The following is a 22,902-nucleotide window of genomic DNA, read 5'->3' on the forward strand; positions in this document are numbered from 1 at the left end:
CATCTGGTCCGGCAGCGCCAGTTCCTCATGAACCAGTTCGTATGCCCCACCCCTATAGCTGAACGACGTGCCGGCCTGTTCGTCCATCATTCGGGCACGGTGGCGGTAGGCGGCGGCCGAGACGATGCTGCGTCCCGCTCCCCTGCTGAGCACCTGCGCTCTGACGAACATGATCGCCACTGCCGCCTCCACATCACCCGAGTACGTCGCTACAGCGACGTATATTGCGCCCTCAAACCGATCGGACCGAAGGGCCGATGCCGCTTTTCCGGAAGACGGCCATTGGCCGTCTTCCGGCTGCGATGTTTTGGGGTTGGTGCAAAATAGCCTATTTAACTATCGTTTTCTAGTTAGTATAAGCATCATGCTGAGGCTAATTTCAGGAAAGGAAGGTACACCAATGGCCGTAAAATCATCGATTTCTGATCTCGATGCACAGATGGAGAAGCTGCGAGAACGTCGGCGGGTTTTGATAGTTAAATCGGCCGAGCGATTTGCCCGCGCGGCGACGAAATCCGGACTGGCGGAAATGGAGATCACCGACGAGGAGGTCGAGCGGATCTTCGAAGAGATCGCCGCTCGATTTCGCAAAGAGGAGAAGAAAGGGGCCGGCGGCCCGCCTCCTCAAGCGCGTCGACCAGCAGCTGGTGGCGCTGGAACGGCGCTGGAGGTTTCACATGACGGCTGAGCGGAAGAAAGATGCACGCGAGAAATTTCTGCTTGGCGGCATCGTCGTGAAAGCTGGTCTGTCGATGGCGGACCGGGCGTTTCTGCTCGGCGGACTCATCGAGCTGGCGACAGTGATGCCGGGATCGTCCGAACATCAGCGGCTACGCGATATCGGTGAAGAGGCGTTCAAGGCCCCTTCGCTCGATCCTTCTTCACCGCGCGTCGAGGAGAACGCCGGATGGCGCTGAAGGGTCGATTGCATGCAAGCCTGCTGCTGGTCTTCGTGCCGATCGCCGTGACAGCGATCACCGTCTACATCACCGGATGGCGATGGTCGGCACTGGCTCACGGCCTAGCCGACAAAACCGAATATTGGTTTCTGCGAGCAGCCCCCGTGCCGGCGCTGCTGTTTGGGCCGCTCGCCGGACTTCTGGCCGTCTGGGCGTTGCCGCTGCATCGCCGACGGCCTGTCGCTATCGCCGGCCTCTTCTGCTTTCTCGTCGTCGCCGGATTCTACGCCTTGCGCGAATATGGACGCCTGGTCCCATCAGTGGAGCGCGGCGTGGTCACATGGGACCAGGCGCTTTCCTATCTGGATCTCGTTGCCGTCATCGGCGCGCTGGCGGGCTTCATGGCAGTGGCGGTCGCCGCCCGGATCTCTGTCGTCGTGCCCGAGGCTGTTAAACGGGCACGGGGCGGAACCTTCGGCGATGCCGATTGGCTCCCAATGTCGGCGGCGGCAAAGCTCTTTCCACCCGACGGTGAGATCGTCGTCGGCGAGCGTTACCGCGTCGACAAGGAAATCGTCCATCAGTTGCCCTTCGATCCGAAGGATCGCAGCACATGGGGACAGGGCGGCAAGGCGCCACTGCTCACCTACAGCCAAGATTTCGATTCCACCCATATGCTCTTCTTTGCCGGCTCGGGCGGATACAAGACGACCAGCAACGTACTGCCAACCGCCTTGTGTTACACCGGCCCTCTGATCTGCCTCGATCCTTCCACCGAGGTCGCGCCAATGGTGGTCGAGCATCGCACCCGTGCTCTCGGGCGTGAGGTCATGGTGCTCGATCCGGCTAACCCGATCATGGGCTTCAATGTCCTCGACGGCATCGACCACTCGACGCGGAAAGAGGAGGATATCGTCGGCATCGCCCACATGCTTCTGTCCGAAAGCCTGCGTTTTGAATCCTCGACAGGATCCTACTTCCAGAACCAGGCGCACAATCTCCTGACCGGACTGCTTGCCCATGTCATGTTGTCGCCGGAATATGCCGGCCGGCGGAACCTGCGCAGTCTGCGCCAGATCGTTTCCGAGCCAGAACCCTCCGTGCTCGCCATGCTACGCGACATTCAGGAACACTCGGAATCTCCCTTCATCCGCGAAACGCTCGGCGTCTTCACTAACATGACTGAACAGACCTTCTCCGGTGTCTATTCGACGGCGTCGAAGGATACGCAATGGCTCTCATTGGACAGTTACGCCGCGCTCGTCTGCGGCAATGCCTTCAGGTCGAATGATATCGTATCGGCCAGGAAGGATGTGTTCCTCAACATCCCGGCGTCGATCCTGCGCTCCTATCCCGGCATCGGGCGTGTCATCATCGGCTCTCTGATCAACGCCATGGTCCAGGCCGATGGCGGCTTCAGCCGCCGAGCGCTCTTCATGCTCGATGAGGTCGACCTGCTCGGCTATATGCGGGTGCTGGAAGAGGCGCGCGATCGCGGTCGCAAGTACGGCATCAGCATGATGCTCCTCTATCAATCGGTCGGGCAGTTGGAGCGGCACTTCGGGAAGGATGGCGCGACCTCATGGATCGATGGCTGCGCTTTCGCCTCCTACGCCGCGATCAAGGCGCTCGATACGGCGCGCAATCTTTCCGCCCAATGCGGGGAAATGACGGTTGAGGTGCAGGGGCGTTCGCGGAACATCGGCTGGGACGCGAAAGGCGGCGGCGCGCGCAAATCCGAGAGCGTCAATTTCCAGCGCCGGCCGTTGATCATGCCGCACGAGATCACCCAGTCGATGCGCAAGGACGAACAGATCATCATCGTCCAGGGCCATAGCCCGATCCGTTGCGGCCGGGCGATCTATTTCCGGCGGAAGGATATGGACGCGCAAGCAAAGGCCAATCGCTTCGTGCGGACTTGATGGCGAGGGCAAGCCTGCCTCTCCGGGTTTCAGTGGTATTGAGGAAGTGTACAATGAGGAAAGAGCTGCCTCACGGCAACTCCTCCTCGGCGTATTTGGCAAGTTCGGCGCGCGCGGCTTCCAGCTCCGCCTTGATGCGGCGACGCTCCTCGACGGTAGGTGCTTCTCTGGCTTCAAGGCGCAGTTCCTCGATGGTGCATTCGATGTTGAAGGCGCTTTCGTTCGTCATCGTCATCTCCTTGTTGACGTGAAAGATGACGCCGGCAGTCGTGAGGATCGGGCCGGGTCAAGGTTCGCGTCAGCGACCGGCGGAGCCGGCGCGCGGAGGGGCCGATTTTGTCGGAGCGGAGTGCAACGCAGCGGAGGCAAAATTGGAGGCGCCGCACGACCTTGAGGCGGCCCGGTCCTCATGACAGGCTTGATGATCTGAGCAGACAGCTCACGTTTCGTTTGGCACCAGAAAACAGGCGGCGGGCAAAGCCTGCCGCCTCAGATGTGTCACCGCCGAAGCCGGCCCCGATCGCTCGAGGCCGGCAGCTCGTCATTCAGTTTGGATTGTTCCAGAGGATGACCTTGCGGTTCGGCTCGCCGCCGGGGGCTTGCGCGAGGTTGCCGAAGATTACGCCGATCTCCGGGGCCTCCAGCTTCACCGAAAGGTATTCCTCGCCAGTCTGGCGGGCGATACGGTTCCAGCCCGCGCCGATCTCGAAGCCGGTCTTGCGATGGATGATGCGATAGTCGGGAGCTTCCTCGCTCGCCTTGTGGGGGTTCGGGACGATGGCGATCGGGGCATTGACCCGGATGGTGGCGAAGATGCCTTCGAGGCTGCCGTCGGTCTTCTGCGTCAGGGTTGCGATCGTGGTGGCCATGGTATTGTCTCCTTCGGTTGCTCGGGACCATTCCCGATGGCGCCCGAAGAAGGGGCCGAGCCGCAGGCGTCACCGGAGCGCCAGCGCAGGGAAACCCCTTGCGGGTTGACGCTAGTGGCGGCCGGTCCCTTAAAAAGGCGACATGGAGAACGGGAATGGTCCCGCGCGACCGAAGGTCGGGACGAACCATTATGGCCGCTCGGTCCAGCGCTTGCGAAAAGACCAGGAGCTCTTGGAATACCCTCCGCCATCTCGCGCAAAGCCCTCGCCGCTCCTGACCACCGTAAGCGGGAAGCGCCCACCCACTGCTCCATCATCATATGTCGGCACCAGGCGGAACCGACACGGTGATCGCATCCGCGCTGCAGGCCGTGCAACTGCCGGGTGGGTTGTTCACTCCGAGATCGAATACGTGATGTTAGCCGACACGCCCCAGCAGCGCGGCTGACGGATCCGACAGTGTTCCGCCAGGCACCCAGCTTGAGCGCCCTGGCCAGCCCGCGTGATTGAGACCGGTTTCGTCGAGCGTTCTTCGCCAGGCCCAGGACGCGCCAACACATCACAAAACGGAATCCATCGGCTGCAAAGGATTCCAAACTCTCGTTGGACAGCGTCGGTCCGAGCAGGAATGATTCCCGGCATGAGCCGAAAGTCGTTCCACCTCCATTGTCAGCGCATCGAAGCCAGCCGCAACATGGCGCGCTATTACACGCTTGCAATCGATGCCAGAGCCGGGAAACACGATGACGCCAGTCGGCATGACCGAGAGCATCTCGTCGTTGCGGCGGAATGGAGCGGCCTTGGCATGCTTCCTCCAGTTCGGCGTGAAGGTGATCTGTGTCACGTTGCGGGCCTCGGCCCAGCAGGCTGCTATACGCTCGGCGCCTTTCGGCGCACCGCCGTGGAGCAGAATCATATCTGGATGCTTGAGTTGCGCCTGGTCGAGCTTTGCCTAGATGCGTTGGTGATCGTTGTAATCCATACCGCCGGAGAAAGCGATCTTGGTCCCGGCCGGGATCAGCACCTCGGTCTCGGCGCGGCGGCGTGCGGAAAGGAAATCCCTGGAGTCGATCATCGCCGCGGTGATGTTGGCTTCGTGGCCCCTCTCTTACTCTTCCGTTACGGCCGCGCACCTGCGTCCTGCTGGCCTGCAGCGGAAAATTCATGCGGTTGCCAACTTCCAGATTTCGGATCCATGACTTCCAATCAACAACTCGTTGACTTCCAATTTTCATGGTTGAGAATTCCTATTTCGGAAGGCACGCGCCACCGTCAAGGCCAGCGATCTTGGAGGATTGAAGGAGCTGGCGGAAACATGCGGGGAGAAGTTCGCCTTCGGAGTCGTCCTTTATGACAGCACCGATGTCGTCCCCTCGGCGACCGGTTGCAGAAGCTCCCCTCGTGCCTTTGGCGATTAGCCGTTTCCAGTCGCTCGGACCTACAACCGATATACTACCTATTTTAAGATAGTATAACCGTCAAGGTTCGTGCTACGCATTCTCACGTGGTTTGGTCGGCCGTTCCGGCGAAAGATGATTGTGAGAGCGATGTGCGACAGTTTCTGATTGGCGGGCAGGCGTTCGATGGCGACGCACCCGAGCTTTCGGCCCGGCTCGAACATGCCTACGCGCAGAAGCTGCGGCCACTTTGCCGATGCAAAGAGCCGCCGCTTCCCATGTACATCGCCCGCGTCGACGATCTTTATGTCATCAAGCGCATGCCACTTTCGGGGCGGGACCATGACCCCGCATGTCCGTCCTACGAACCGCCCTACGAATTATCAGGTTTGGGATCTTTGATCGGCAACGCGATCCAGATCGACGCGAGTGGGAAGGCTGCTCTGCAGCTGGATTTTCCCCTGACGAAGAAAGGCGCACGCAGCACACCCGCATCTCGCCCAGAGGCATCTTTGCCGGCGCTGCGCAATGAGACAAAGAAGCTCTCTTTGCGCGCCGTCCTGCACTATCTCTGGGAGGCGGGAGAACTGACGGAATGGCGCTCTTCGTGGGCCGGCAAACGTGGCTGGGGCCGGGTGCGGACAAGTCTCATCAACGCCGCCTCACAAATGACCGCTCGCGGTGGAGCTTTGAATGACATTCTGTTCGTGCCGGAAGGGTTTCATCAGGATGACCGGGAAGGTATAGCCGCCCGGCGGGCGGCGGCCCTGGCCGGTGCCTATGCCTCCGGTTCTGGGCCCCGGAAGCTGATGGTGAGCGTGGCGGAAATCAAGGAGTTCATTGCTGCCCGCGGTGGCCAGAAAATCGCCGTTCGTCATCATCCCTTCCCCTTCATGATTGAAGATGGGACATGGAAGCGATTGAGCGTAAAATACGAGACGGAGCTCGAACTGTGGCGGTCGAGTGAAGACTTCCATCTGATCATGATTGCGACGTTCTCGATATCCGCTGGGGGGATCACCTCTATCGAGGAGATCGCCATGATGGTTGTCAACGAGTACTGGATCCCGTTCGAGAGCATCCATGAGCAACATCTTCTGGAAAGGCTCTCAAGATTGAAGCGCAAGAGCGTGAAAGGCCTGCGTTTCAATCTCTCTCGGGAGCAACCGGTCGTCTCGGTCACCTTGCCGGAACAACACCCGGCTCCCGTCGCCATGTTCATTGTGCCTCCTGGTGCCGGTGAAGATTACGAGAGGGCGCTGGCCGAAATGATCGAGGCGAGGCCTGAAATAACAGCATGGATCTGGCGTGTTTCGGAGGAAGAGATGCCGAAGCTCCCATGATCGGAAGAGGCAAAATGTCTAGTTTTTTTAGTAATACTGACAATGGAATTGCTCCCGCACAGAGATCGACGCTGCCGAACGGTCGCAACCGAGACGAAGAAGTCGAGCGGCGATTTCTTCCTCATCTCCGCGAAAATGCGCAGGCTTAGATGTATCCGATGGTCAACGCCATCCTTGCAGGCGCCTCGAACGACGCGTCTGGGGATGTCGGAGGCGACGGGAGCAAGAGTCGGACCTTGGCTGCGGCTGCCAAAGCGTCGATATCGTCGGGAGCCGTGATTAGCCTTGTCTATCACGTGGCTATCGGGCTGTTACAGTGATCCGCGTCTCTCATGGCTGAGGCGGCTCACGCCGCCTCCTCCTCTTCCAGGTCCGGCTGCAAGGAATGCAGGTAATCGACGGCCCGCTGCGCATGCGCTGCCGCAGAAAAGATGGCGCGCTTGTCGTTGCCGAGAACCTTGAGCCAGCCATCGAGATAGCTTGCGTGGTCGGGGCGTGGTTCCAGTTCAGGGACGATGCCAAGATCGGCGCAAAGAAAGCAGCTCCCAAGTTCCGCGATCAGTTCTTCGCGGGCGCGTTCGCTCCTGTCTTTAGCATAGCGGCTGAGGTCACGATTAAGCCTCCGCGGTGCAGCGGTCCAGTGTGTTATCTCGTGACTAAGGATGGCCACATAGGAGGCGTCGTCCCTGAAGGCATTCAAGCATGGCATCTGGATGTAATCCCGAACGGCGGCATAATAGGCCGCCGATCCGCCGTGCCGGATCAGCGCGCCGGTATTGGCAAAGAAGCGAGCGGCGTCGCCGATGCGGCTCATCGGATCCTGGACAGCCGCCATTTCAGGAAAGCGCCCATAAAGACCGGCGATCTGATCGGTGTTGAACACCGTGTAGGCTTTGAGGAACGGTATATTCTGTTCGATCTCAGTGCCTCTGTCGATTGTCTCGGTGCGGATGAACGAACTGGCAAAGACCACGGTTGTGCCGGTTTCGCCCTTGCGGACGGCGCCGCCGAGCTCTTTTGCCTGGCGAAACGTCATCCACCTCGATGACTTAAAGCCGCGCGCTATGGCTTCAGACCAGAGGAGCAGAACGTTGATCCCGGTGTAGGGTTGACCGTTGTGGCGCAGTGGCCGGCTGACCTCGACTGTCGCACCTCCCGTCGTCCACGGTTTGGTCCATGACCGCACACCCTGTTCGAGATCGGCGATGATCTTCGTGGTGATGCGGCTGTAGATGTCGGAGCGTTGGTTAGATTGTTGCCTGCCCATATTTAAACCTCCGTTTTGAGGCCGCGGTCATCGCGACCTGCTACGGCGGTCCGAAAGCCAGGCTGCAAGCGCCGCCTGCACCTGCAAAGGCCGCAACGAAGTGGAGGACGGCAGAGCCGTTGCGGGGGGCGCGAGCCTGGCAGGACCAAACGCCGGGGCAGGACGCGATGGCCGCAATACGATCGGGAGGTTGTTGACGAAGGCAGACGCGGCAAGATCCGCGAGCGGTAGCCCGTCACTCACGCCGCAGATGAACCCCCGCGAAGATGGTTTACCGAGGTGACGAAGTCCGCCGATGCCGTCTCGATCCTTCGGCGCGGCAAGCTGGTCGGTACCGGCAAGGTCGGTGAACTCTCACTGCCGAGATGGCGGCGATGATGATCGGCGACGTCAAGCTCGCCGAGCTCGACAGCCGTCTGCCGGTGGCCGAAGCGGCAAGACCGGTGTTGACCGTAAGCCAGGTAAAGGCCCCGATCGCTCCGGCCTGAAGACGATCGAGATCGACGCGCTGACAGTCCGCTCCGGCGAGATCGTCGGCATCGCCGGCATATCGGGCAACGGCCAGAAGGAGCTGACGGAGATTCTCGCCGGCCAGCGCCCGACCGATGCCGGTAAGGTCATGGTCAATGGCGAGGCTTACGGCGCCACCCGCGATGAGACGCGCAAGAACAAGGTGCGTTTCATTCCCGAAGAACCGTTGCAGAATGCCTGCGCGCCCAAGATGAGCGTGAGCGAGAATCTTGCGTTTCGCACCTTCGACTTGAAGGCGAACGGCAAGGACGCGATCTGGCAGAATGAAGAAGCGTGCCTCGGCACTGATCCCCGACTTCAAGGTCAAGACCGCCTCTTCCTCTTCGCCGATCGCAGCGCTTTCGGGCGGCAACGTGCAGCGGGCGGTGCTCGCCCGCGAACTGACCGGCGATGTCGATCTGCTGATCGTATCGAACCCCTGTTTCGGTCTCGATGTTCGCCATCGAGGAGTTCGGCACGGTCGACGTGTTCGTCAACAACGCCGGACTTCAGAGGGATGCCCCTTTCGCAAGGCCGATACCGCCGAGTTTTCGAGCCAATTCCGCCAAATTTTTCGTTGACGTGATCCGGATAGTTGAGATCGAGGTCGGTGAGGCCCGTCACGGGCGGCGCGCTCGTCCATCTGCATGACGGACGGCTTCGACGACTGGCCCGGCCACTCGACTCCAACGCGACGATCGACATGCGGCTGGAACTGGGGTAGCGCCTGGAACGTTTAGAGAACGAACTCAGGAGGCCGTTATGAGCAACAATCCGAAAACCAAGACATCGTCCAATACGCAGAAGGACCCCGACGATTGGGTGAGCGGCGACGAGCCAATGACGGGAGCGCAGCGGTCCTATCTGAAGACCTTGTCCGAACAGGCGCACCAGGCCGACGTCTATGCCGAGGATCTGACCAAGGCGGAAGCGTCCAAGAGGATCGACGAACTAAAGCAGTCTCTCGATTTGAAATGAGCGGCCGCGTGCGATGGCCAATTACTTGAAGCCGAAGGCTGAGGGCAGAACTTTTGCGCGCCGAAACATGTGATCGCACAACGGCGAAAGGTCGAGACCATGGTAGGCCTGCAACTCGGCGGACTGCCTCCGCGTGAGATTTGGCGTAAAGGACTTACGCCGCAATGCAGCTAATTGAGGCGTTGTCGCTGCAAACTAAACCTTCGGAACCAATGTGCACGACGAAGCAATTTGACTTGGGTCGCTGAACGTCTCCTCTGGAAAAATTGTTAGCTTCGTGATACATATTCGTCCAATCTGTAGTGCGAAGGTGACTAATGCCAACACCTCATAATCCTCCGGCCGCTGTGCGGCGCGCGCTGGGCAAACTGGGCGCAGACATACGCGACGCTCGTCGACGTCGCCGGCTGCCTATGGCTGTAGTGGCCGAACGCGCCTTCACCTCACGCTCAACGCTTCAGAAGATCGAAGCTGGCGACACCAACGTCAGCATCGGAATCTATGCCGGCGTCCTCCAGGCACTCGGCCTTCTAGATGGGCTAAGCCAAGTCGCCGACATCACCAACGACAGCGTCGGGCAGTCTCTGGCCAGTGCGGAACTACCTAAGCACGCTCACCCGAAGCGATCGCCGAGATCGTCACGCGATGGCTGATTTTGAAGTTCATCTCGACCTTCACGGCCGCACACGTCCGATTGGACTGACGCGGAGCAACCGCGTCCGTGGCACCGAGACGATCATGTTTGAGTATGACCGAGCCTGGCTTGAGGACCCCGACCGCTTCTCGCTAGAGCCCGCTCTAGCTCTGACCCGAGGAGCCTTTGCGCCACCCGCCGGCCTCGCAACTTTTGGCTCCATTGGCGACTCTGCACCCGATACTTGGGGCCGGCGCCTCATGCAGCGCTCGGAGCGGCGTACGGCTGAGCGCGACCGCCGGGCCGTGCGCACGCTGGCGGAAAGCGACTATCTGCTTGGCGTCGCCGACGAGACCCGGCTTGGTGCGCTCCGCTTTCGCTGGGTCGGCGAAGAGCAATTCCGAGCCCCGATCCGCGCGGGCGTCCCCGCCCTCATTGAGCTCGGCCATCTGCTGCAGATCACCGAACGTATTCTGCGCGACGAGGAAACCGACGAAGACCTCCAACTTATCTTCGCGCCTGGTTCGTCGCTTGGTGGAGCGCGTCCGAAGGCCTCTGTCATCGATCAGCATGGCCATCTCTCGATTGCCAAGTTTCCCAAGGAAACCGACGACTACAGCATGGAGACATGGGAGGAGGTTGCTCTGCGACTGGCTGAACAAGCCGGCATTGTCACGCCCCTCCACGAGCTCATCGACGTCGCCGGAAAGAAGGTCATGCTCTCGCGTCGCTTCGACCGAAATGGCGCCGTCCGGATCCCCTTCTTGTCTGCGATGGCGATGATGGGCGCAAAGGACGGCGAGCGCGGCAGCTACCCGGAGATCGTAGACGCACTGGCCGAACACGGCGCGCAGGGAAAAACCGATGCCCAAGCGCTTTATCGCCGCGTCGCCTTCAATGTGCTGATTTCCAACGTGGACGACCACTTGCGAAATCACGGCTTTCTGTGGCTCGGCAAAGCCGGCTGGTCGCTGTCCCCTGCCTATGACCTCAATCCAGTGCCTACCGACGTCAAAGCGCGCGTCCTTACAACTAACATCAATCTTGATGAAGGCACCTGCTCGCTTGATCTGCTGGAAGAAGCTGCCGGGTTCTTCGCCCTCACGCTCTCCCAGGCTCGCGTGATCATCAAGGAAGTCGCCATCTCCACCGCGACGTGGCGCGAGACCGCAAAAGCGGTCGGTGCGCGGTCGGCCGAGATCAACCGAATGGCCAGTGCGTTCGACCACAATGATTTGCAGCGAGCGCTGGCCCTATGACGAGAACCCTCATCCACAGTTTCGATCTGCCCTCGGCCAGCCCGATCACCGACGTGACCGTCGACCTCGATGTAGCGGACATTGAGGTTGCTGGCATTCGCGAGGTGGTTCAGACGCCGGTATCGCGTATGGCCCATGGCCTATCCTCGACTTGCTCCTTGCTCCGATCGGTCTTGGAACGCCCTTCATCTTCCGCGAACCGCTCGGCCGGGCCCGAGGAAGATCGCTCTATCGGGGGCTACTCGGCCGCTTCGTCGCGCGCCCCCATCTAGAGCGCTAGTTCAACCTCTCGATTTTTGCGCATCTCAGCAGTTAGACCATAGATCTGCAACGGCGACGGAAGATCAAAGTCACGCGTCTACCGCGAGGAGATCTACCGTATTGGATTGCCTGGGCGCCGCCGGATTTGTCCTCGCTCGCCGTCGCTGAAGCCACACCCAGCTGGCGAACGCCCTTATACGGCAGCTCGATAGTATATTTCAGTCACCCGAAACCGACCATCGATGCGTTTGCACTGGACGATGACGTCGATCGCGATCTTCAGCATCTCGCGTATGTCGTCTCGCCCCAGATCCCGACCGCCGTCGGATTCCTTCACCAGCAGTGTCAGTTGTTCGAATGCCAGCCTGGCCGAGTCGGCATGCACGGTGGTGATCGAGCCCGGATGGCCTGAGTTCACATTGCGAATGTAGTAGAACGCTGTGCCGTCGCGCAGTTCCTGCAGAAGAATGCGATCCGGCCGCATGCGCAGACAGGATTCGAGCAAATCCTTTGCCCCGACCTTTGCCAGCCCTTGGCCACCCTTGGAGTAGAAAAGGCGGACCTGGTTCGGCTGCGGGATCACGAGCTCGGGCGTATCTTCAATCGAGATGATGCGTTCGCTGGAAGGTATATGGCGGATCAACGCCTTCGAAAGCGTCGTCTTGCCGGATCCCGTCGCCCCGGAGATGATGATGTTCTTGCGCGCGTGGACGGCCCCTCGCAGAAATGCCGGGTAGGACCCTGTTCTAAAGAACTCCAGAAGCCTACGGTCGGCCGAAGAGATGTCCGTCTCTTGCCTCGCGACCTCGGCGAACAAGCCGCCCTGCTCAAGATCGTTCAGGCTCAGCGACACCGACGACGGCTTTCTAATCGTGATGCTGACCGTTCCCTTTGTCGTCACCGGCGGGATGACGATCTGGATGCGCTCGTCGCCCGGCAGCGTTGCCGAGAGGATGGGCCGGGTTTCGTCGATCGACTGGTTGGAATAGGTGGCAACAGCCCGTGCGAGACGCATCAGCTTGTCGAACGACAGATCCGGCAGATCGTGGGTTTGCCACCCGGCCGTGCCCTCGGTGACCACCTGGGTCGGCCAATTGATGATGACCTCGTAAAGCGACTTGTCGCGCAGGAAGGGCGACAGCGGTACCAGCAGCTCGCGCACGACGCCTGAATCAGCTCCCTCTGTCATGGCGGGCTATTTCGTGACCAGGGTCGAGGCTGGACTGAAGTCGCCAAGAACCGCCCGATCGTAAATGCGGTTGCGCGGTTCGGTCACGCGAAGCCGATAGACGCTCGAGAAATCGAGATCACGCGCCACGAAGATCGAGACCAGCTCTCCTTGATGCTTCAACAGGGTCGGCGGAATGTTGATTGACTGCTCAACGGCGATGGTCGCGGCCTGCTTGCCGGCGCTCGTTGTGTTGTCTGCCTCGACATCGCTATCCTGCAGTTGGCTGTTGGCGTAGGAGCTGGCGTCGCCGACAATCGACAACAGGATCGCGCTGCCGAAGCGCTCCCACCAATGGCTATCGACGTAGCCGTCGACACCGGCACGCCCAAGGGCATCGGTTGCCGGCGACGCCAGGGTGATGATCACGGCCTTCGGCGTTTTTGCCCGGTTCCAGAGAACAAACAGGCCTTTCTGACCGCGGCGAAGGCCGCCCCGATATTCGCCAACCACTTGCGTGCCCTTCTCCATCAGCACGACCCTGCCATTATCCGACAGGACGTCGCGGTTGATGACACAGCTCGTGAATCCGGGTTGGTCGGAGGAGAGTGCCGTCTCCAGGACGCATGGAATAGAGGTTCCCATGGCGACGATGAAGTCGCGATTTCCAAGGGTTCCGGCACGCGAACCCTGCAGCTGTGTCGGTGTCAACAGCCGATTGAAGCGCTGGTCCTCGTTTTCCGCCTGGGCACCGAGACCGCCCGGGCTGTTTCCGAGTGAAACGTAATTCGAAGCGGCATCGGTGCTGGTATCCTGGTCTCGAGGATGAGACTGAGGGGATTTTTTGCCACCATAAGCGATGACCGGCGCGCGACGGGCGGCGTCGAGGAGCTTCTCATCCTCACCCGCCTGCTCGGGCATGCCGGGCGTCGGCAGGATTGTTTCCGCTGGCGTGGCGACGGGTTGGACCGGCTCCTTCGCCGGCTCGAAATCCGATGTCTGGCGGATGACGACGCGTTCGGGCTGGACGCCATCTGCGGGCTTATCCTGCCCGCGCATCGACCAGAGCGCAAAGCCGACGAAGGCGATGATTGCCAGCGCCACCACACCACGTCTCACCGTCGGATTGTTATCGAGGCCGCGGCCGGTCGTCGTTTCGGCGCGCTCACCCGGAATGTGGGTGCTGTCTTCCTCGGCCATGACGTCCTCCTATTGTCCTGTCGCAGCCGGCGTCTTCACGACGCGCTCGACAGAGGGTGAGGTCGTATTCGTTTCGGGATTGATGCCGATACGATCATAGGCCTCGTTGAAGACGCAGAGGACGTCGCCTCCCCTGCGCAGGATGAACTTGCGGCTGATCGCGTGTACCAGCACCAGATTGTTCTCGACGGACTTCGGCACCAGGCTCTCGCTGCCGTCGGAATTTTCCATGTAGATCGCCGGCATTTCCTGGTTGCCGGCAAAGGCGAATGTGGTGACCTTGCCGTTGTCGTAGACCGCCTGCGGTTCTAGTGCCGCGGCTCCTTGAGCCGAATAGCGCCAGTTGCGTGGTCCATAGGCTTCGTGAAGGGCGAGAACCTTGTCCGCTTCGCCGGCTTGAGCTGCTTGCGCGCGCGCAGCGGCCTCCAGCCTCCGACGTTCGGCCTCGTCGGCGGGATAGCGATACTTCACATAAAAGTAAGTGTTCTGCCCGGCCTCGACGGTGCCGTCGCGCACCGTCAGTTCCATCTGGTAACTGCGTGTCGAGCCGTCCCGCCTGGTCGTGACGGCCGAGATGTTGGTCACCGGCTGGTTTTCGCGGGGCTTCAGGAACAGGATGTTGCCGGCCGGCGCCACTTCCCACGCAACGCTGTTGCCGAGCGCGACGTGGGCGATCTCCTCATCGGCGGCAAACTCTATCTGCACCGAGGACCGCAACGTGCCGACGATCTTGGTGATGTTGTAGGGCTGGTAGTCGATGAAACGGACGCGGCTATCCTGCGCGGCGCCGCGCGGTATATCGAGTGCGAAGGCCGCCGTGGAGAGGCCGGCGGTCAGCGTCAGGGCGATCAGGAAACTCTTCTTCAATTGATGGCCTCCGGATCGGCACGATAGTCGCTGACGGCAAAACCAAGCGGATTGGTCAGGCGGTCGGTCGCGGACATCGGCGCGTTGACATAGGAGAAGGTGAGCGTTGCGACCCAATGGGTGGTCCTGACGTCGTCACCGCGGGTGACGGTCCTGGTATAACGCACCGATACGACATTGGCGTTGATCAGCGAGATCGAGACGATGTTGACGCGTGACGTCGCGCCGCGACCGTAGATATTCTGCGGAGAGTCCGGATTGCCGCCCCGGTAGATCACCGCAAAGCGCGTCTGTTCCGGCTGGGTCGAGAGCAGGGCGACGGTGCGAAAATTCTCCTCGGCCTCGCTCCAGACATAGGCTTCCCGCGCACGCACATATTTGGCGGCGAAGTATTTGGTCACCGCCTCATCTTAGCCGCCGGCGGCAGATGTCAGCGCCGAGACGACGTCGACGATGCCGGTCGAATTGTCGACGCGAACGACGAAAGGTTCGACCGTCTTCAAGGGCGTGAGGCCGGCAACGGCAAAGATCGAGGTGGCGGCAAGCACGCTCGCGGCGATCGCGATGGACCAGGCGATGCGCGCCGACCGCTCCACCTGGACCAGCCGATCCTGATCGAAGCGGCGCGCTCTTTCGAAATAGCTCTTTAGACTGTCCGTGCTCACCATCTCACCCCTCCCCGCACGGCCGATAGGAACCCGCAGCATCGAAATCCACGAAGGCGGCCGGCTTCTCCGTCAGCCGCTCTTTTCCATAGGAAGATACGTGGGCGGTCGCCGCCGCCGGGACAGCGTCGGAACCGTCCTGCTTGATGGGCTTGTTGCCCTCCCATTGCCACATGGAGCGGTTGAGCGGCCGGCGCGAATAGCCGTCGCACTTGGGCAAAGGGTGGGACTTCGAAGCGCAGCCAGTGAGCTCCATGGCAAGGAGAATCGAGACGATGATGCGGATCATTGGAACGCAAACCTCTGAAGCATTTGTCGTGGAGAAGTCGTCATCCGGTCCCTCAAGATCTGAGGCGACGTCCGACGGAGCGGGCTCCTCGTCCGACCGCTCGAGCGCTATGGGAGGCTGCCCAAGCGAGCGTGCCTTCGTGAGCGTCTCGGGCGGCGCCATATCCGTAGGTCAGGGACGCTCCGCCTGCCGCAAGCGCCGAGGCGATGCCGGGCAACTGATAGAAGACGTAGAGGGCTGCAAGGCAGATGGCGCAAAGCGCGACCGGGCGCATCAAGACGTCGGTATAGCCTTCGATCGCCGTGAAGGTCGTGTCGATGCAGGTGACCAACAGCGAACCGATCGCGACCACCAGGACCTGCAGAATGACAAAGTTGGCGAGCTGACCGATCCAGGACTCGGTGAAACGACGGGTCGACGGGAACATCGCAAGCGCTACGAAAATCGGGCCGATCGCCAGCACGATGGCGAGCGCCAGCCGGGCGTAGAGCGAGACGATGTAGCCGATTGCCGCCACGGTGAAGCTCGCACCGATTGCCATCATCCCGCCGATACCGGTGACGATGTCGACTGGCCAGGTGGAACGCGACCAGATTTCGCGGGCGCATTTCTGGCCCTTGTCGAGCAGGCTGTCGAAGGTGGAAGCGCTCGGTGCGGCGCCGGAGTTCAACGCCTGCGAGATCTCGCGCGGCAGGGCCTCGAAAAAAATGTTAGTGACATAGGTCTGATATTCACTGGCGTTGCGCACCAGCATGACGATGATCGCAAGCTTCATCGCCCGAAACGCGAATTCAAGAATGGGCTCGTGGACCGAGCCACGCAGGACAAGGTAGCCATAGAGCACGACGTAGAGCGTCAGCGCCGCGGTGAGCGGGCCGCTGATCCAGTTGGCGATGTTCGACGTTCCCGACGAGATGAAATTTTCTAGCGGCGACTTGAACTGGCCGTCGACGAAGCTGAAGACCTGGTACATGGCTCAGCCTCCAAGCGATGTTTTCATACGTTCAAGTCGCAGCTTCCAGTCCGCCGCCTCCGCATTTTGGCAATCGGGCGTTTGGCGCAACCCGCCGGGGTTGTTGCGGCATTCGCTGATGATCTTTGTCAGCAGAGCCTCATCAGCCATGAGCTCGTCGACAGTGTAGGTCTTGTCTCCCTGGCCGGAGCAGCCAGAAAGGGTGCGGGTGACGACGCCAAGAAGGACATTTCTCATTTGAGCGCCTCTCCCATGGCATCCATGCGCTTGCGCCAATCCTCGGCCTTGCGCTGATCATCGACCTGAACCTCTGCTTGCTGGACCATCTGCAGGGCCTGCATGCGCAGGACGTCGGCTTGCAGAAACGCCGTTTCTGCTTGTAGCCGTGCCTGGAGATCGGCGATGTCCTTGGCATCCGCAGCACCTGATATCTGCTGGCGCAGCTGATCGATGCCGTCGATGCGCTTGGTGGCGGCATCGTAGATCTGCTGGCCGAGGCTCATCTCACCGGCATTCTGGTTCTGGACGCGCGACAATTCCTGCGCATAGAAATCATCGGCGTCGGTGCGATAGGTCGAATTATCCTCCAGGAATTTCGACGCGGAGCTGCCGAAGACGCCGGTACCCGATCCCTTGAACAGACCTTCGATGGCATTGAAATCCTGCGGCAATGCCTTGCGGATCGAAGGATCGTTCAGCAGACCGGCGACATCGGCCATATTGGTGATCTTGTTCAGCGATGCGTAAAGCTGCTGGGCCTGCTGAAGCTGCTGATTGAGTGTGCCGAGCTGGGATTTAAGCTGGGTGATGCTCTCGATCTGCTTGGCGATCGCCGTCTCATCGATGACCGGAATGCCCTGCGCGAATGCAGTTCCAACGGGCAACAGTGCAGCCATCATCGCCAGCGCAAACTCTCTTCTGACCCTTTCCATCAATCCGCCCTCCTTCTTTGCTGAAACACCGGTAGCCAGTCTTCGAGCCGGTCTCCGATCTCCGAGCGGATCGCCTCGGCGAGTTCGACGTTCGCGGTGCGGCCGGACAGGATGTCGAGTTCGTCATCGAAACCCCTGAGGTTCAATTCAGCGACGACGCTGTTGTGACCCTGCTTGACGATGAAGCGCCGGCTCTCGACCGAAAGCTCGCGCGAGAGAAGTTCGAACTCGCGCTCCGTCAGTTTGAACCCGTCGACGTAGTCGGCATGGTCGCCGCGCGGATTGGGCAGAAAGATTTGCGTCGGGCACTGCTCGATGATCGTGTGGGCGATCGGCGAGACGATCGCATCGCGCGGGCTTTGGGTCGCAAACAACATCAGGCCGTTCTGCTTGCGGATCGTCTTCAGCTTGTTCTGGGCGAGATCGCGAAAACCCGCATCCCGCAGGGCCTTCCAGAACTCGTCGATGACGATGATAATGCGCCGCCCGTCGATCAGCTGCTCGATGCGGAAGAACAGATAGGCCATCAACGGGGTGCGGATTTCCTCATTGTCGAGGAAGTCGGTCATGTCGTATCCGATGAACCTGGCGCCGATCCCGATGTCATCGGTCTCGTTGTCGAACACCCAGCCGAGCGGCCCTCCTCTCTCCCAGCGCCTGAGCCGCGAGGCGATGCCTTCGGGATCGGTGTTGTTGAGGAAAGTGCGCAAGGCGCCGATCGAGCGTCTTTCGACCGGCAGGTCCGCCAGGCCATCGATGGCCGAGGCGATGTCGCGCAGCTCCAAGACCGTCAGTTCGCGCTTTGCCGATCCGACCAGCTGGCCGACCCAGCGGGCGAGGAACACCTTGTTCTCCGGCGTGAGTTCAAGTGCCTTCAACGGCGCGCAGGCGGTGGCAACACCGTTTCGAAGCGGCAGGTAAGTGCCACCCGCGGCCCGCACGAAAAGGTCAGCTCCTCGATCCTTGTCGAAGAAGACCATGTGGGGATCATGTTTTTCCAGCTGGGAGAGCATGAAGTTCAAGAGCACCGTCTTGCCGGTGCCCGACGGGCCGCACACGAAGGTGTTGCCAAGGTCGCTGTGATGGAAATTGAAATAGAAGGGCGAGCCGGAGGCAGTCTTCAGCATGGCGACGGCCGATCCCCATTCATTTCCGTCCTTCCTGCCTGTCGGATAGGAATGATAGGGGGCGAGCGCCGCGAAATTTCGCGACGTGATAGCGCCCGATCTTGCGCGATAGCGGAAATTGCCCGGCACCTGCCCCCACCAGGCCGCCTCAAGGCCAAGATCCTCGCGGGCGACGACTGCGCCGCCGTTGGTGAGATGGGCCCGTGCTTTGGCCATATGATCGGTCAGTTCTTTCACCGACGGCGCAAAGACCGAAAGCGCCAGATGGTGCTCTCCGAGCACAAAGCGGTTCGATTCAAGGTCGTCCATGGCATCGCCGAGCTCTTCGATCTGCGACGCCGCCTTGTCGCCTGCGCTCACCATCTGGTTCTGTTTGCGCCCCATGATCGTGCGCGCATCGGCTTTCGAGACGAAGGCGAAAGACTGTGTCAGGATGAGCTCGAACGGCGCCGTCAGGATGCCGTCGAGCATGCCGCTGCGGGTCGTCGCCGGATATTCCTTGAACCCGAACATGCCGGCATAGCGGCTTTCGGCCTCATGACGGATCTCGATGGTCTCGCGCCCGAAGATCACCCGATCCGAATAGATCGCCGACGATATCCTGCCCTCTGTCAACGGAACGCGTTCCCGCCGGCCGCCGACGATCTGATGCAGGACCTCGCTCGGTTCGGAGAAGAAGATGTCGTCCTGCTCGTAGAGGGAGAGCACCCGAGGCTCGAAGCGTTTCAGCCCGGCGGTCACGTCGGATACCTTGTCCTGCAGATGCTTCAGCACACCCTCGTCGACTTCGACACCGTTGCGGCGCGCCTTGCGGAGGAGCGAAAGGAGGTTGGCGGTTTTTTCGGCCGGATCCCGGCCCGGATGCCAGACAAGCGAGAGGTAAAGATCGTTTCGAAATAGATCCTCTCCGATCATGCGTTCGCGGTATCTTGTGTTCAGCCCCTGCGAAAAACGATTGGCGAACTCTCCGTCCGGATAGTCGTTGTCGCGACGGCGAATGACATGTGTCCAGAGCGCCAGGCGCTCATCGGCGATGTTGCGGTAGAGCGTATTGAGATCGCGGTGCAGGCTATTGAGGTCCAGGACATCGGCGGTTTCGAAGGATATGCCTTCAAGCGCGAGCATCACCATCAACGCCCTGGATTCGAGCGCGATCGTCGTCTCGTCGACATGACGGACGTACGGAATGAAGGTTTCCGGCCCGAGTTCGCGCGAGCGAAGCGTTGCGATGCTAGGCAAGGCTCAAATCCTTTTCGTCATAGCGCCGGATGAGCCTCAGAGGCGACAAGGTGGCGCCGCCCCAATAGCCGGCGTTGCGCGACCGGCCGCGGGTCTCGATCCAGGAAATCAGGATCCGGAACATGTTGTGGTCATGCTTGACGAGGGTGCGGAATATGAAATGGAAGACGACGCCGACAAGCGCGTAACCGATCGATCCCGCGGTGATGTAGAGGATCGTCGTCAGCATGACGTTCATGCCCATCGCCTCCATCGTCACGCCGGCGATCATCGCCGGGCGGGTGCAGGCCAGGAACAAGGTATCTTCCTCGATCGCGGCGGTGGTCGGCATGACCTTCAGCTTCCGACGATCGTGTTGACGAGTTCGGTCGCCCCAAAAATTCCGCCGATGCCGATGATCCAGAAACCGGCACGGCGCAGATCCATGTAGCCGAACATCCAGGCAATGCAGATGATGATGACGGCGATGACGGCGAGCAGCCGGGCGATGTTGCCGGTCAGCATGTCGACGATATTCTGCAAGACGGTTTCGACGCCAGCTGCCTGGGCGAAAGCCGGTTCCACCAGGCTGGCGATGATGGCCGCTGCTATCAGGAGAGAGGCCGCGACAGGGCGAAGGCTTGTTTTCGAGATCATTCACTTTGCTCCGATCGTTCGTTCTTAAACACGAGAACCTGGTATGACCGCCGGGCGTTAAAGACGTCCCACGATGCGGCTTCACCAGATTGGGGAAGGAACTGTGCGGGCGGGGATGCCTCCCCTGTGGCTGGCCGATCCGCGCGAGGGGCTTCTTCACGCGGCTCGGCGATAGCGAGAGACGCCAGGTCGGAAGGCAGGCGGACCATTTCCTGGCGGACCTGCTCGTCATAGTTGATCATTTCGCCAACAGACGGATCGTCACGCCCGTAGTAGGACTGAAGCATGACCTTTTCGGCTTGGATCGCATCGGCGCCGGCGCGCAAGGCCAGACGATAATAGCCGTCGAGCAGAGTGGCCGTCGCCTTGAGGTTCTGGCAAGGATCGAACGCATCCGAGATCGAGAGCTTGAGCCTGCGCAACTCCGTCTCGCCGATGCCGCCAAGACCGATCTGAATGTCCTGCTGATCGGCAACGAGGGAGGTCGCCAGTTCAATTGCCTCGGCCTTTGATGTGGGTTGGGGCTCAAGCGGCGGGCCGCTGTTGATCCGAATGGCGAAGGGTTTGAAGCCGCTCTCGAGACTGATGACAGCCGCGAGCGTTCTGATTTCCACCATGGGCGCGCAGTTCTGGGCGAGATCCATGAATGCCACAGCCATCGATCAGTACCAGACCCGCTGCATCGCTGCCCCGTCGATCGTGACGTCGACATAGTGAGGCTGCGATCTGACGTTCGGGCGGGCGGTGGGATAGCCCATACATTGTCGCCGTCCGTCCAACAGCTGCCATCGCGGGGACAGAACTGAGCCGTCGCTGAAATTGTACTCGTCCCCAACATGAGGGCAGAATGCATCACTCACCGGCTGGAGGGCCGTCGACACGCAGGTTACTTCTTGCCCGCGCGGTCCATAATCGCTTTCCAGCCGGTATCCGGTTTCGCAGTAATAGGGCTCATAACCCGGGCGCGAACTGTGGAAGGTGGCGCCGCTGCATGTCGGGAACGAATGCCCCTCGGCAAGCTCGCGCCAGAGCTTCTCGATCGGCGGCCGGCATTCCGCGAACTGCGTCGGCCCTCCGGGGTTGGAGAGGCACAGGATAACCTCGCAACCCCAATCATTTGCTTGCGCCCTGCCAGGTGAAGTAAGGTAGGGTGGCAGTAGGCAGCAGGCCGCCACGACTGAGTTGAACAGAAGGTTTTTCATGAGCACGACCCTTCCAAGGATATTCCATTGCCAAAGAGGCGGCCTGCCTCCCGAACTGTTTATACTGACTTATATAGCACAGTAAAATAGCATGACAAGAGCGCTCAAGACGCAATGGCATAATCTCGCCTTCTCGGGCCTCATCCTGCATGAGATCCTCGACCACCCCCGTGATGATGAGACGCCTCAGGCCAGGCTGAAGCAGGTCGGCATGATGACGATTTTGTACAGCATGAACCAGGCGCACCAGAAGCTAACCCTTTCCAGCATTATGGAAATAACGGCTCTGACGCGCAGCGGCGTCAAGGAGACGGTGGATCTGCTGGTCAAACGAGGAATGCTGGAAGAGACGATCGTCAAGAACTCGATGGGTCGTGGAACCGCGCGCCAGTTCGAGATTTCCGAAACGCTTCTGGAGAAGCTAAGTTCGTTCGGCGCTGGGTGACCAACGAGTTAAAGTGACGAATTTCGGCGCCGTCAGGTCTCACGTGCGATAGACCATTGATCTTGCATAGTCAGGAAAGAATGCGTTATGGCGCGCGCTAGCCTTCGCATGCGGTGGCCTGAAGTGGCAGGAACCTTAGGCGATTGCTATCGGATCAACTATGCTCGCAACTTGAAGCAGAAACTGACAGAACGACATCACGCAGATCCATAGCCGAACGGGTGATCGTACAGACGACCAGGGCGGCATGCCAATCGATGGAGACGTTGAGTTCATGGCGATCGTCGAGCTATGTGTTTCTGGCGACATCGAAGCCGGTGAGGTGCGCGATCGATATAATGCGTTGTTGGCACGCCGCTCGCGCAGCAAACGCGGCCTTGGTCGCAGCCCCGGAATCAGTCCGGAGATGCCGCAACCAGCTTTCGTTCAGGTAAGCGTCGGACCAGCTGGCGAGTTCCCGGACTGACTACAGATTCACCAAGACCATTGGAGAGAAGCATGACACGAGCACCACGCCGCCCCGCCAATCCACTTGATGCGGCAGAGGCTTTGTTCAAGCCAGCAAAGAAGGCCGCAGCGGCACCAGCCGCTGAACGGCGAGCGCTGCCGCACGTGAAGGAGCCGGTCTCCATGAGACTCGACAGCGATGTGCTCGCGTATTTTCAGGCGGAGGGTCCGGGATGGCAGGAGCGCGTCAACGATGCCCTGCGTGCAGCGATGAAAGAGTGATCGTGAAGGGACTGCGATCGCCCACCGGCATAGGCGGCCCGCTCACGTTCCTCCTCGCTGTCCTGCGTAGAAGTGTGTTGGGGCTTTCAGG

Annotated in this window: 26 protein-coding genes and 4 pseudogenes; 12 read left to right on the forward strand and 18 right to left on the reverse strand. The window is 60.5% G+C overall.

Annotated features, from left to right (window positions below):
- The coding region (locus EFD55_RS34250; protein ID WP_425376243.1) for a hypothetical protein at positions 1–180 on the reverse strand (180 nt) is incomplete at its 3' end.
- A 220-nt stretch (positions 181–400) separates the two neighbouring features.
- Between EFD55_RS34250 and EFD55_RS02615 the strand changes: the two genes are divergently transcribed.
- Genes EFD55_RS02615 through traG form a run of 3 tightly spaced genes read left to right on the forward strand, consistent with a single transcriptional unit; the run spans position 401 to position 2,821 of the window.
- Positions 401–688 carry a TraC family protein gene (locus EFD55_RS02615; protein ID WP_125842712.1) on the forward strand — a complete coding sequence of 96 codons (288 nt, stop codon included), beginning with the start codon at positions 401–403 and terminating at the stop codon, positions 686–688.
- Positions 678–917: a conjugal transfer protein TraD gene (locus EFD55_RS02620; protein ID WP_125842714.1), complete on the forward strand. Its 240-nt coding sequence runs from the start codon at positions 678–680 to the stop codon at positions 915–917. The genes EFD55_RS02615 and EFD55_RS02620 overlap by 11 nt, the downstream gene beginning before the upstream one ends.
- Positions 908–2,821 carry a Ti-type conjugative transfer system protein TraG gene (gene traG, locus EFD55_RS02625; protein WP_125842716.1) on the forward strand — a complete coding sequence of 638 codons (1,914 nt, stop codon included), beginning with the start codon at positions 908–910 and terminating at the stop codon, positions 2,819–2,821. Before EFD55_RS02620 ends, traG begins: the two co-directional genes overlap by 10 nt.
- 70 nt (positions 2,822–2,891) lie before the next feature.
- Here the strand turns inward: traG and EFD55_RS33005 are convergent, their stop codons facing one another.
- The 3 genes and pseudogenes from EFD55_RS33005 to EFD55_RS02635 all read right to left on the reverse strand — a co-directional run.
- Positions 2,892–3,050, reverse strand: coding sequence for a hypothetical protein (locus EFD55_RS33005; RefSeq protein WP_164737516.1), 159 nt, complete (start codon positions 3,048–3,050; stop codon positions 2,892–2,894).
- Between the two features lie 316 nt (positions 3,051–3,366).
- Complete coding sequence (locus EFD55_RS02630) at positions 3,367–3,690, reverse strand: DUF736 domain-containing protein (RefSeq protein WP_125842718.1); 324 nt, start codon at positions 3,688–3,690, stop codon at positions 3,367–3,369.
- Positions 3,691–4,411: 721 nt separating this feature from the next.
- Positions 4,412–4,783, reverse strand: a pseudogene (locus EFD55_RS02635) (DUF2493 domain-containing protein); the annotation flags it as partial.
- 163 nt (positions 4,784–4,946) lie between these two features.
- On the opposite strand from EFD55_RS02635, the pseudogene EFD55_RS33595 reads away from it, so the two are divergent.
- Positions 4,947–5,155: pseudogene (locus EFD55_RS33595) on the forward strand (hypothetical protein); the annotation flags it as partial.
- Between the two features lie 84 nt (positions 5,156–5,239).
- Positions 5,240–6,430: a DUF1173 domain-containing protein gene (locus EFD55_RS02645; protein ID WP_125842721.1), complete on the forward strand. Its 1,191-nt coding sequence runs from the start codon at positions 5,240–5,242 to the stop codon at positions 6,428–6,430.
- A 346-nt stretch (positions 6,431–6,776) separates the two neighbouring features.
- Here EFD55_RS02645 and EFD55_RS02650 read toward each other — a convergent pair whose 3' ends face one another.
- Positions 6,777–7,697: an ArdC family protein gene (locus EFD55_RS02650; RefSeq protein ID WP_125842723.1), complete on the reverse strand. Its 921-nt coding sequence runs from the start codon at positions 7,695–7,697 to the stop codon at positions 6,777–6,779.
- Between the two features lie 270 nt (positions 7,698–7,967).
- Between EFD55_RS02650 and EFD55_RS02655 the strand changes: the two are divergent.
- From EFD55_RS02655 to EFD55_RS02670, 4 genes and pseudogenes are all read left to right on the forward strand, one after another.
- Positions 7,968–8,662 (forward strand): annotated as a pseudogene (locus EFD55_RS02655) (ATP-binding cassette domain-containing protein); the annotation flags it as partial.
- 307 nt (positions 8,663–8,969) lie between these two features.
- Complete coding sequence (locus EFD55_RS02660; protein ID WP_125842725.1) at positions 8,970–9,185, forward strand: DUF3072 domain-containing protein; 216 nt, start codon at positions 8,970–8,972, stop codon at positions 9,183–9,185.
- Positions 9,186–9,502: 317 nt separating this feature from the next.
- Positions 9,503–9,838: a helix-turn-helix domain-containing protein gene (locus EFD55_RS02665; protein ID WP_125842727.1), complete on the forward strand. Its 336-nt coding sequence runs from the start codon at positions 9,503–9,505 to the stop codon at positions 9,836–9,838.
- Positions 9,831–11,078: a type II toxin-antitoxin system HipA family toxin gene (locus EFD55_RS02670; protein WP_125842729.1), complete on the forward strand. Its 1,248-nt coding sequence runs from the start codon at positions 9,831–9,833 to the stop codon at positions 11,076–11,078. Before EFD55_RS02665 ends, EFD55_RS02670 begins: the two co-directional genes overlap by 8 nt.
- A 454-nt stretch (positions 11,079–11,532) precedes the next feature.
- Here the strand turns inward: EFD55_RS02670 and virB11 are convergent, their stop codons facing one another.
- From virB11 to EFD55_RS02740, 13 genes and pseudogenes are all read right to left on the reverse strand, one after another.
- Complete coding sequence (gene virB11 / locus EFD55_RS02680) at positions 11,533–12,528, reverse strand: P-type DNA transfer ATPase VirB11 (RefSeq protein ID WP_125842731.1); 996 nt, start codon at positions 12,526–12,528, stop codon at positions 11,533–11,535.
- 6 nt (positions 12,529–12,534) lie between these two features.
- Positions 12,535–13,707, reverse strand: a complete 1,173-nt coding sequence (gene virB10, locus EFD55_RS02685; RefSeq protein WP_125842734.1) for a type IV secretion system protein VirB10 — start codon at positions 13,705–13,707, stop codon at positions 12,535–12,537.
- 9 nt (positions 13,708–13,716) lie between these two features.
- On the reverse strand, positions 13,717–14,574 hold the full coding sequence (gene virB9, locus EFD55_RS02690) for a P-type conjugative transfer protein VirB9 (RefSeq protein ID WP_125842736.1): 858 nt from the start codon (positions 14,572–14,574) through the stop codon (positions 13,717–13,719).
- Positions 14,571–15,242: pseudogene (locus EFD55_RS02695) on the reverse strand (VirB8 family type IV secretion system protein). The gene virB9 and the pseudogene EFD55_RS02695 overlap by 4 nt, the downstream one beginning before the upstream one ends.
- Position 15,243: 1 nt before the next feature.
- Positions 15,244–15,528, reverse strand: coding sequence for a hypothetical protein (locus tag EFD55_RS02700; protein WP_125842738.1), 285 nt, complete (start codon positions 15,526–15,528; stop codon positions 15,244–15,246).
- Between the two features lie 52 nt (positions 15,529–15,580).
- Entirely contained in the window at positions 15,581–16,501 is a 921-nt protein-coding gene (locus tag EFD55_RS02705; RefSeq protein WP_125842740.1) for a TrbL/VirB6 family protein, read from the reverse strand.
- A 3-nt stretch (positions 16,502–16,504) separates the two neighbouring features.
- Positions 16,505–16,738, reverse strand: a complete 234-nt coding sequence (locus tag EFD55_RS02710; RefSeq protein WP_125842742.1) for an EexN family lipoprotein — start codon at positions 16,736–16,738, stop codon at positions 16,505–16,507.
- Positions 16,735–17,433, reverse strand: coding sequence for a P-type DNA transfer protein VirB5 (gene virB5 / locus EFD55_RS02715; RefSeq protein ID WP_125842744.1), 699 nt, complete (start codon positions 17,431–17,433; stop codon positions 16,735–16,737). Before virB5 ends, EFD55_RS02710 begins: the two co-directional genes overlap by 4 nt.
- Positions 17,433–19,799, reverse strand: coding sequence for a VirB4 family type IV secretion/conjugal transfer ATPase (locus tag EFD55_RS02720; RefSeq protein WP_125842746.1), 2,367 nt, complete (start codon positions 19,797–19,799; stop codon positions 17,433–17,435). The genes virB5 and EFD55_RS02720 overlap by 1 nt, the downstream gene beginning before the upstream one ends.
- A complete protein-coding gene (locus EFD55_RS02725; RefSeq protein WP_125842748.1) occupies positions 19,792–20,130 on the reverse strand; it encodes a VirB3 family type IV secretion system protein in 339 nt (112 codons plus the stop codon). The genes EFD55_RS02720 and EFD55_RS02725 overlap by 8 nt, the downstream gene beginning before the upstream one ends.
- Positions 20,131–20,135: 5 nt before the next feature.
- The gene (locus EFD55_RS02730) at positions 20,136–20,435 is read right to left on the reverse strand and encodes a TrbC/VirB2 family protein (RefSeq protein ID WP_125842750.1); all 300 of its coding nucleotides are present in this window, start codon (positions 20,433–20,435) and stop codon (positions 20,136–20,138) included.
- Positions 20,432–21,094: a lytic transglycosylase domain-containing protein gene (locus EFD55_RS02735; protein ID WP_125842752.1), complete on the reverse strand. Its 663-nt coding sequence runs from the start codon at positions 21,092–21,094 to the stop codon at positions 20,432–20,434. Before EFD55_RS02735 ends, EFD55_RS02730 begins: the two co-directional genes overlap by 4 nt.
- A gap of 3 nt (positions 21,095–21,097) precedes the next feature.
- Positions 21,098–21,637 (reverse strand): hypothetical protein, encoded by a 540-nt coding sequence (locus tag EFD55_RS02740; RefSeq protein WP_125842754.1) that lies wholly within the window; start codon positions 21,635–21,637, stop codon positions 21,098–21,100.
- A gap of 91 nt (positions 21,638–21,728) precedes the next feature.
- Here EFD55_RS02740 and EFD55_RS02745 point away from each other — a divergent pair, with 91 nt between their 5' ends.
- The 3 genes from EFD55_RS02745 to EFD55_RS02755 all read left to right on the forward strand — a co-directional run bounded on the left by EFD55_RS02745 (position 21,729) and on the right by EFD55_RS02755 (position 22,811).
- Positions 21,729–22,082 carry a MarR family transcriptional regulator gene (locus EFD55_RS02745; RefSeq protein WP_125842756.1) on the forward strand — a complete coding sequence of 118 codons (354 nt, stop codon included), beginning with the start codon at positions 21,729–21,731 and terminating at the stop codon, positions 22,080–22,082.
- Positions 22,083–22,356: 274 nt separating this feature from the next.
- Entirely contained in the window at positions 22,357–22,548 is a 192-nt protein-coding gene (locus EFD55_RS02750; protein ID WP_125842758.1) for a hypothetical protein, read from the forward strand.
- A 32-nt stretch (positions 22,549–22,580) separates the two neighbouring features.
- Positions 22,581–22,811 carry a BrnA antitoxin family protein gene (locus tag EFD55_RS02755; RefSeq protein WP_125842760.1) on the forward strand — a complete coding sequence of 77 codons (231 nt, stop codon included), beginning with the start codon at positions 22,581–22,583 and terminating at the stop codon, positions 22,809–22,811.
- Positions 22,812–22,902 lie beyond the last annotated feature (91 nt).

Origin of the sequence: Rhizobium pisi, from assembly GCF_003938655.1 — a bacterium.
GTDB lineage: Bacteria > Pseudomonadota > Alphaproteobacteria > Rhizobiales > Rhizobiaceae > Rhizobium > Rhizobium pisi.

Coding starts and splice junctions, on each gene's coding strand:
- EFD55_RS02615 (WP_125842712.1), top strand. CDS start 401: ATGGCCGTAAAATCATCGATTTCTGATCTCGATGCACAGATGGAGAAG.
- EFD55_RS02620 (WP_125842714.1), top strand. CDS start 678: ATGACGGCTGAGCGGAAGAAAGATGCACGCGAGAAATTTCTGCTTGGC.
- traG (WP_125842716.1), top strand. CDS start 908: ATGGCGCTGAAGGGTCGATTGCATGCAAGCCTGCTGCTGGTCTTCGTG.
- EFD55_RS33005 (WP_164737516.1), bottom strand. CDS start 3,050: ATGACGAACGAAAGCGCCTTCAACATCGAATGCACCATCGAGGAACTG.
- EFD55_RS02630 (WP_125842718.1), bottom strand. CDS start 3,690: ATGGCCACCACGATCGCAACCCTGACGCAGAAGACCGACGGCAGCCTC.
- EFD55_RS02650 (WP_125842723.1), bottom strand. CDS start 7,697: ATGGGCAGGCAACAATCTAACCAACGCTCCGACATCTACAGCCGCATC.
- EFD55_RS02660 (WP_125842725.1), top strand. CDS start 8,970: ATGAGCAACAATCCGAAAACCAAGACATCGTCCAATACGCAGAAGGAC.
- EFD55_RS02665 (WP_125842727.1), top strand. CDS start 9,503: ATGCCAACACCTCATAATCCTCCGGCCGCTGTGCGGCGCGCGCTGGGC.
- EFD55_RS02670 (WP_125842729.1), top strand. CDS start 9,831: ATGGCTGATTTTGAAGTTCATCTCGACCTTCACGGCCGCACACGTCCG.
- virB11 (WP_125842731.1), bottom strand. CDS start 12,528: ATGACAGAGGGAGCTGATTCAGGCGTCGTGCGCGAGCTGCTGGTACCG.
- virB10 (WP_125842734.1), bottom strand. CDS start 13,707: ATGGCCGAGGAAGACAGCACCCACATTCCGGGTGAGCGCGCCGAAACG.
- EFD55_RS02700 (WP_125842738.1), bottom strand. CDS start 15,528: ATGATCCGCATCATCGTCTCGATTCTCCTTGCCATGGAGCTCACTGGC.
- EFD55_RS02705 (WP_125842740.1), bottom strand. CDS start 16,501: ATGTACCAGGTCTTCAGCTTCGTCGACGGCCAGTTCAAGTCGCCGCTA.
- EFD55_RS02710 (WP_125842742.1), bottom strand. CDS start 16,738: ATGAGAAATGTCCTTCTTGGCGTCGTCACCCGCACCCTTTCTGGCTGC.
- virB5 (WP_125842744.1), bottom strand. CDS start 17,433: ATGGAAAGGGTCAGAAGAGAGTTTGCGCTGGCGATGATGGCTGCACTG.
- EFD55_RS02725 (WP_125842748.1), bottom strand. CDS start 20,130: ATGCCGACCACCGCCGCGATCGAGGAAGATACCTTGTTCCTGGCCTGC.
- EFD55_RS02730 (WP_125842750.1), bottom strand. CDS start 20,435: ATGATCTCGAAAACAAGCCTTCGCCCTGTCGCGGCCTCTCTCCTGATA.
- EFD55_RS02735 (WP_125842752.1), bottom strand. CDS start 21,094: ATGGCTGTGGCATTCATGGATCTCGCCCAGAACTGCGCGCCCATGGTG.
- EFD55_RS02740 (WP_125842754.1), bottom strand. CDS start 21,637: ATGAAAAACCTTCTGTTCAACTCAGTCGTGGCGGCCTGCTGCCTACTG.
- EFD55_RS02745 (WP_125842756.1), top strand. CDS start 21,729: ATGACAAGAGCGCTCAAGACGCAATGGCATAATCTCGCCTTCTCGGGC.
- EFD55_RS02750 (WP_125842758.1), top strand. CDS start 22,357: ATGGCGATCGTCGAGCTATGTGTTTCTGGCGACATCGAAGCCGGTGAG.
- EFD55_RS02755 (WP_125842760.1), top strand. CDS start 22,581: ATGACACGAGCACCACGCCGCCCCGCCAATCCACTTGATGCGGCAGAG.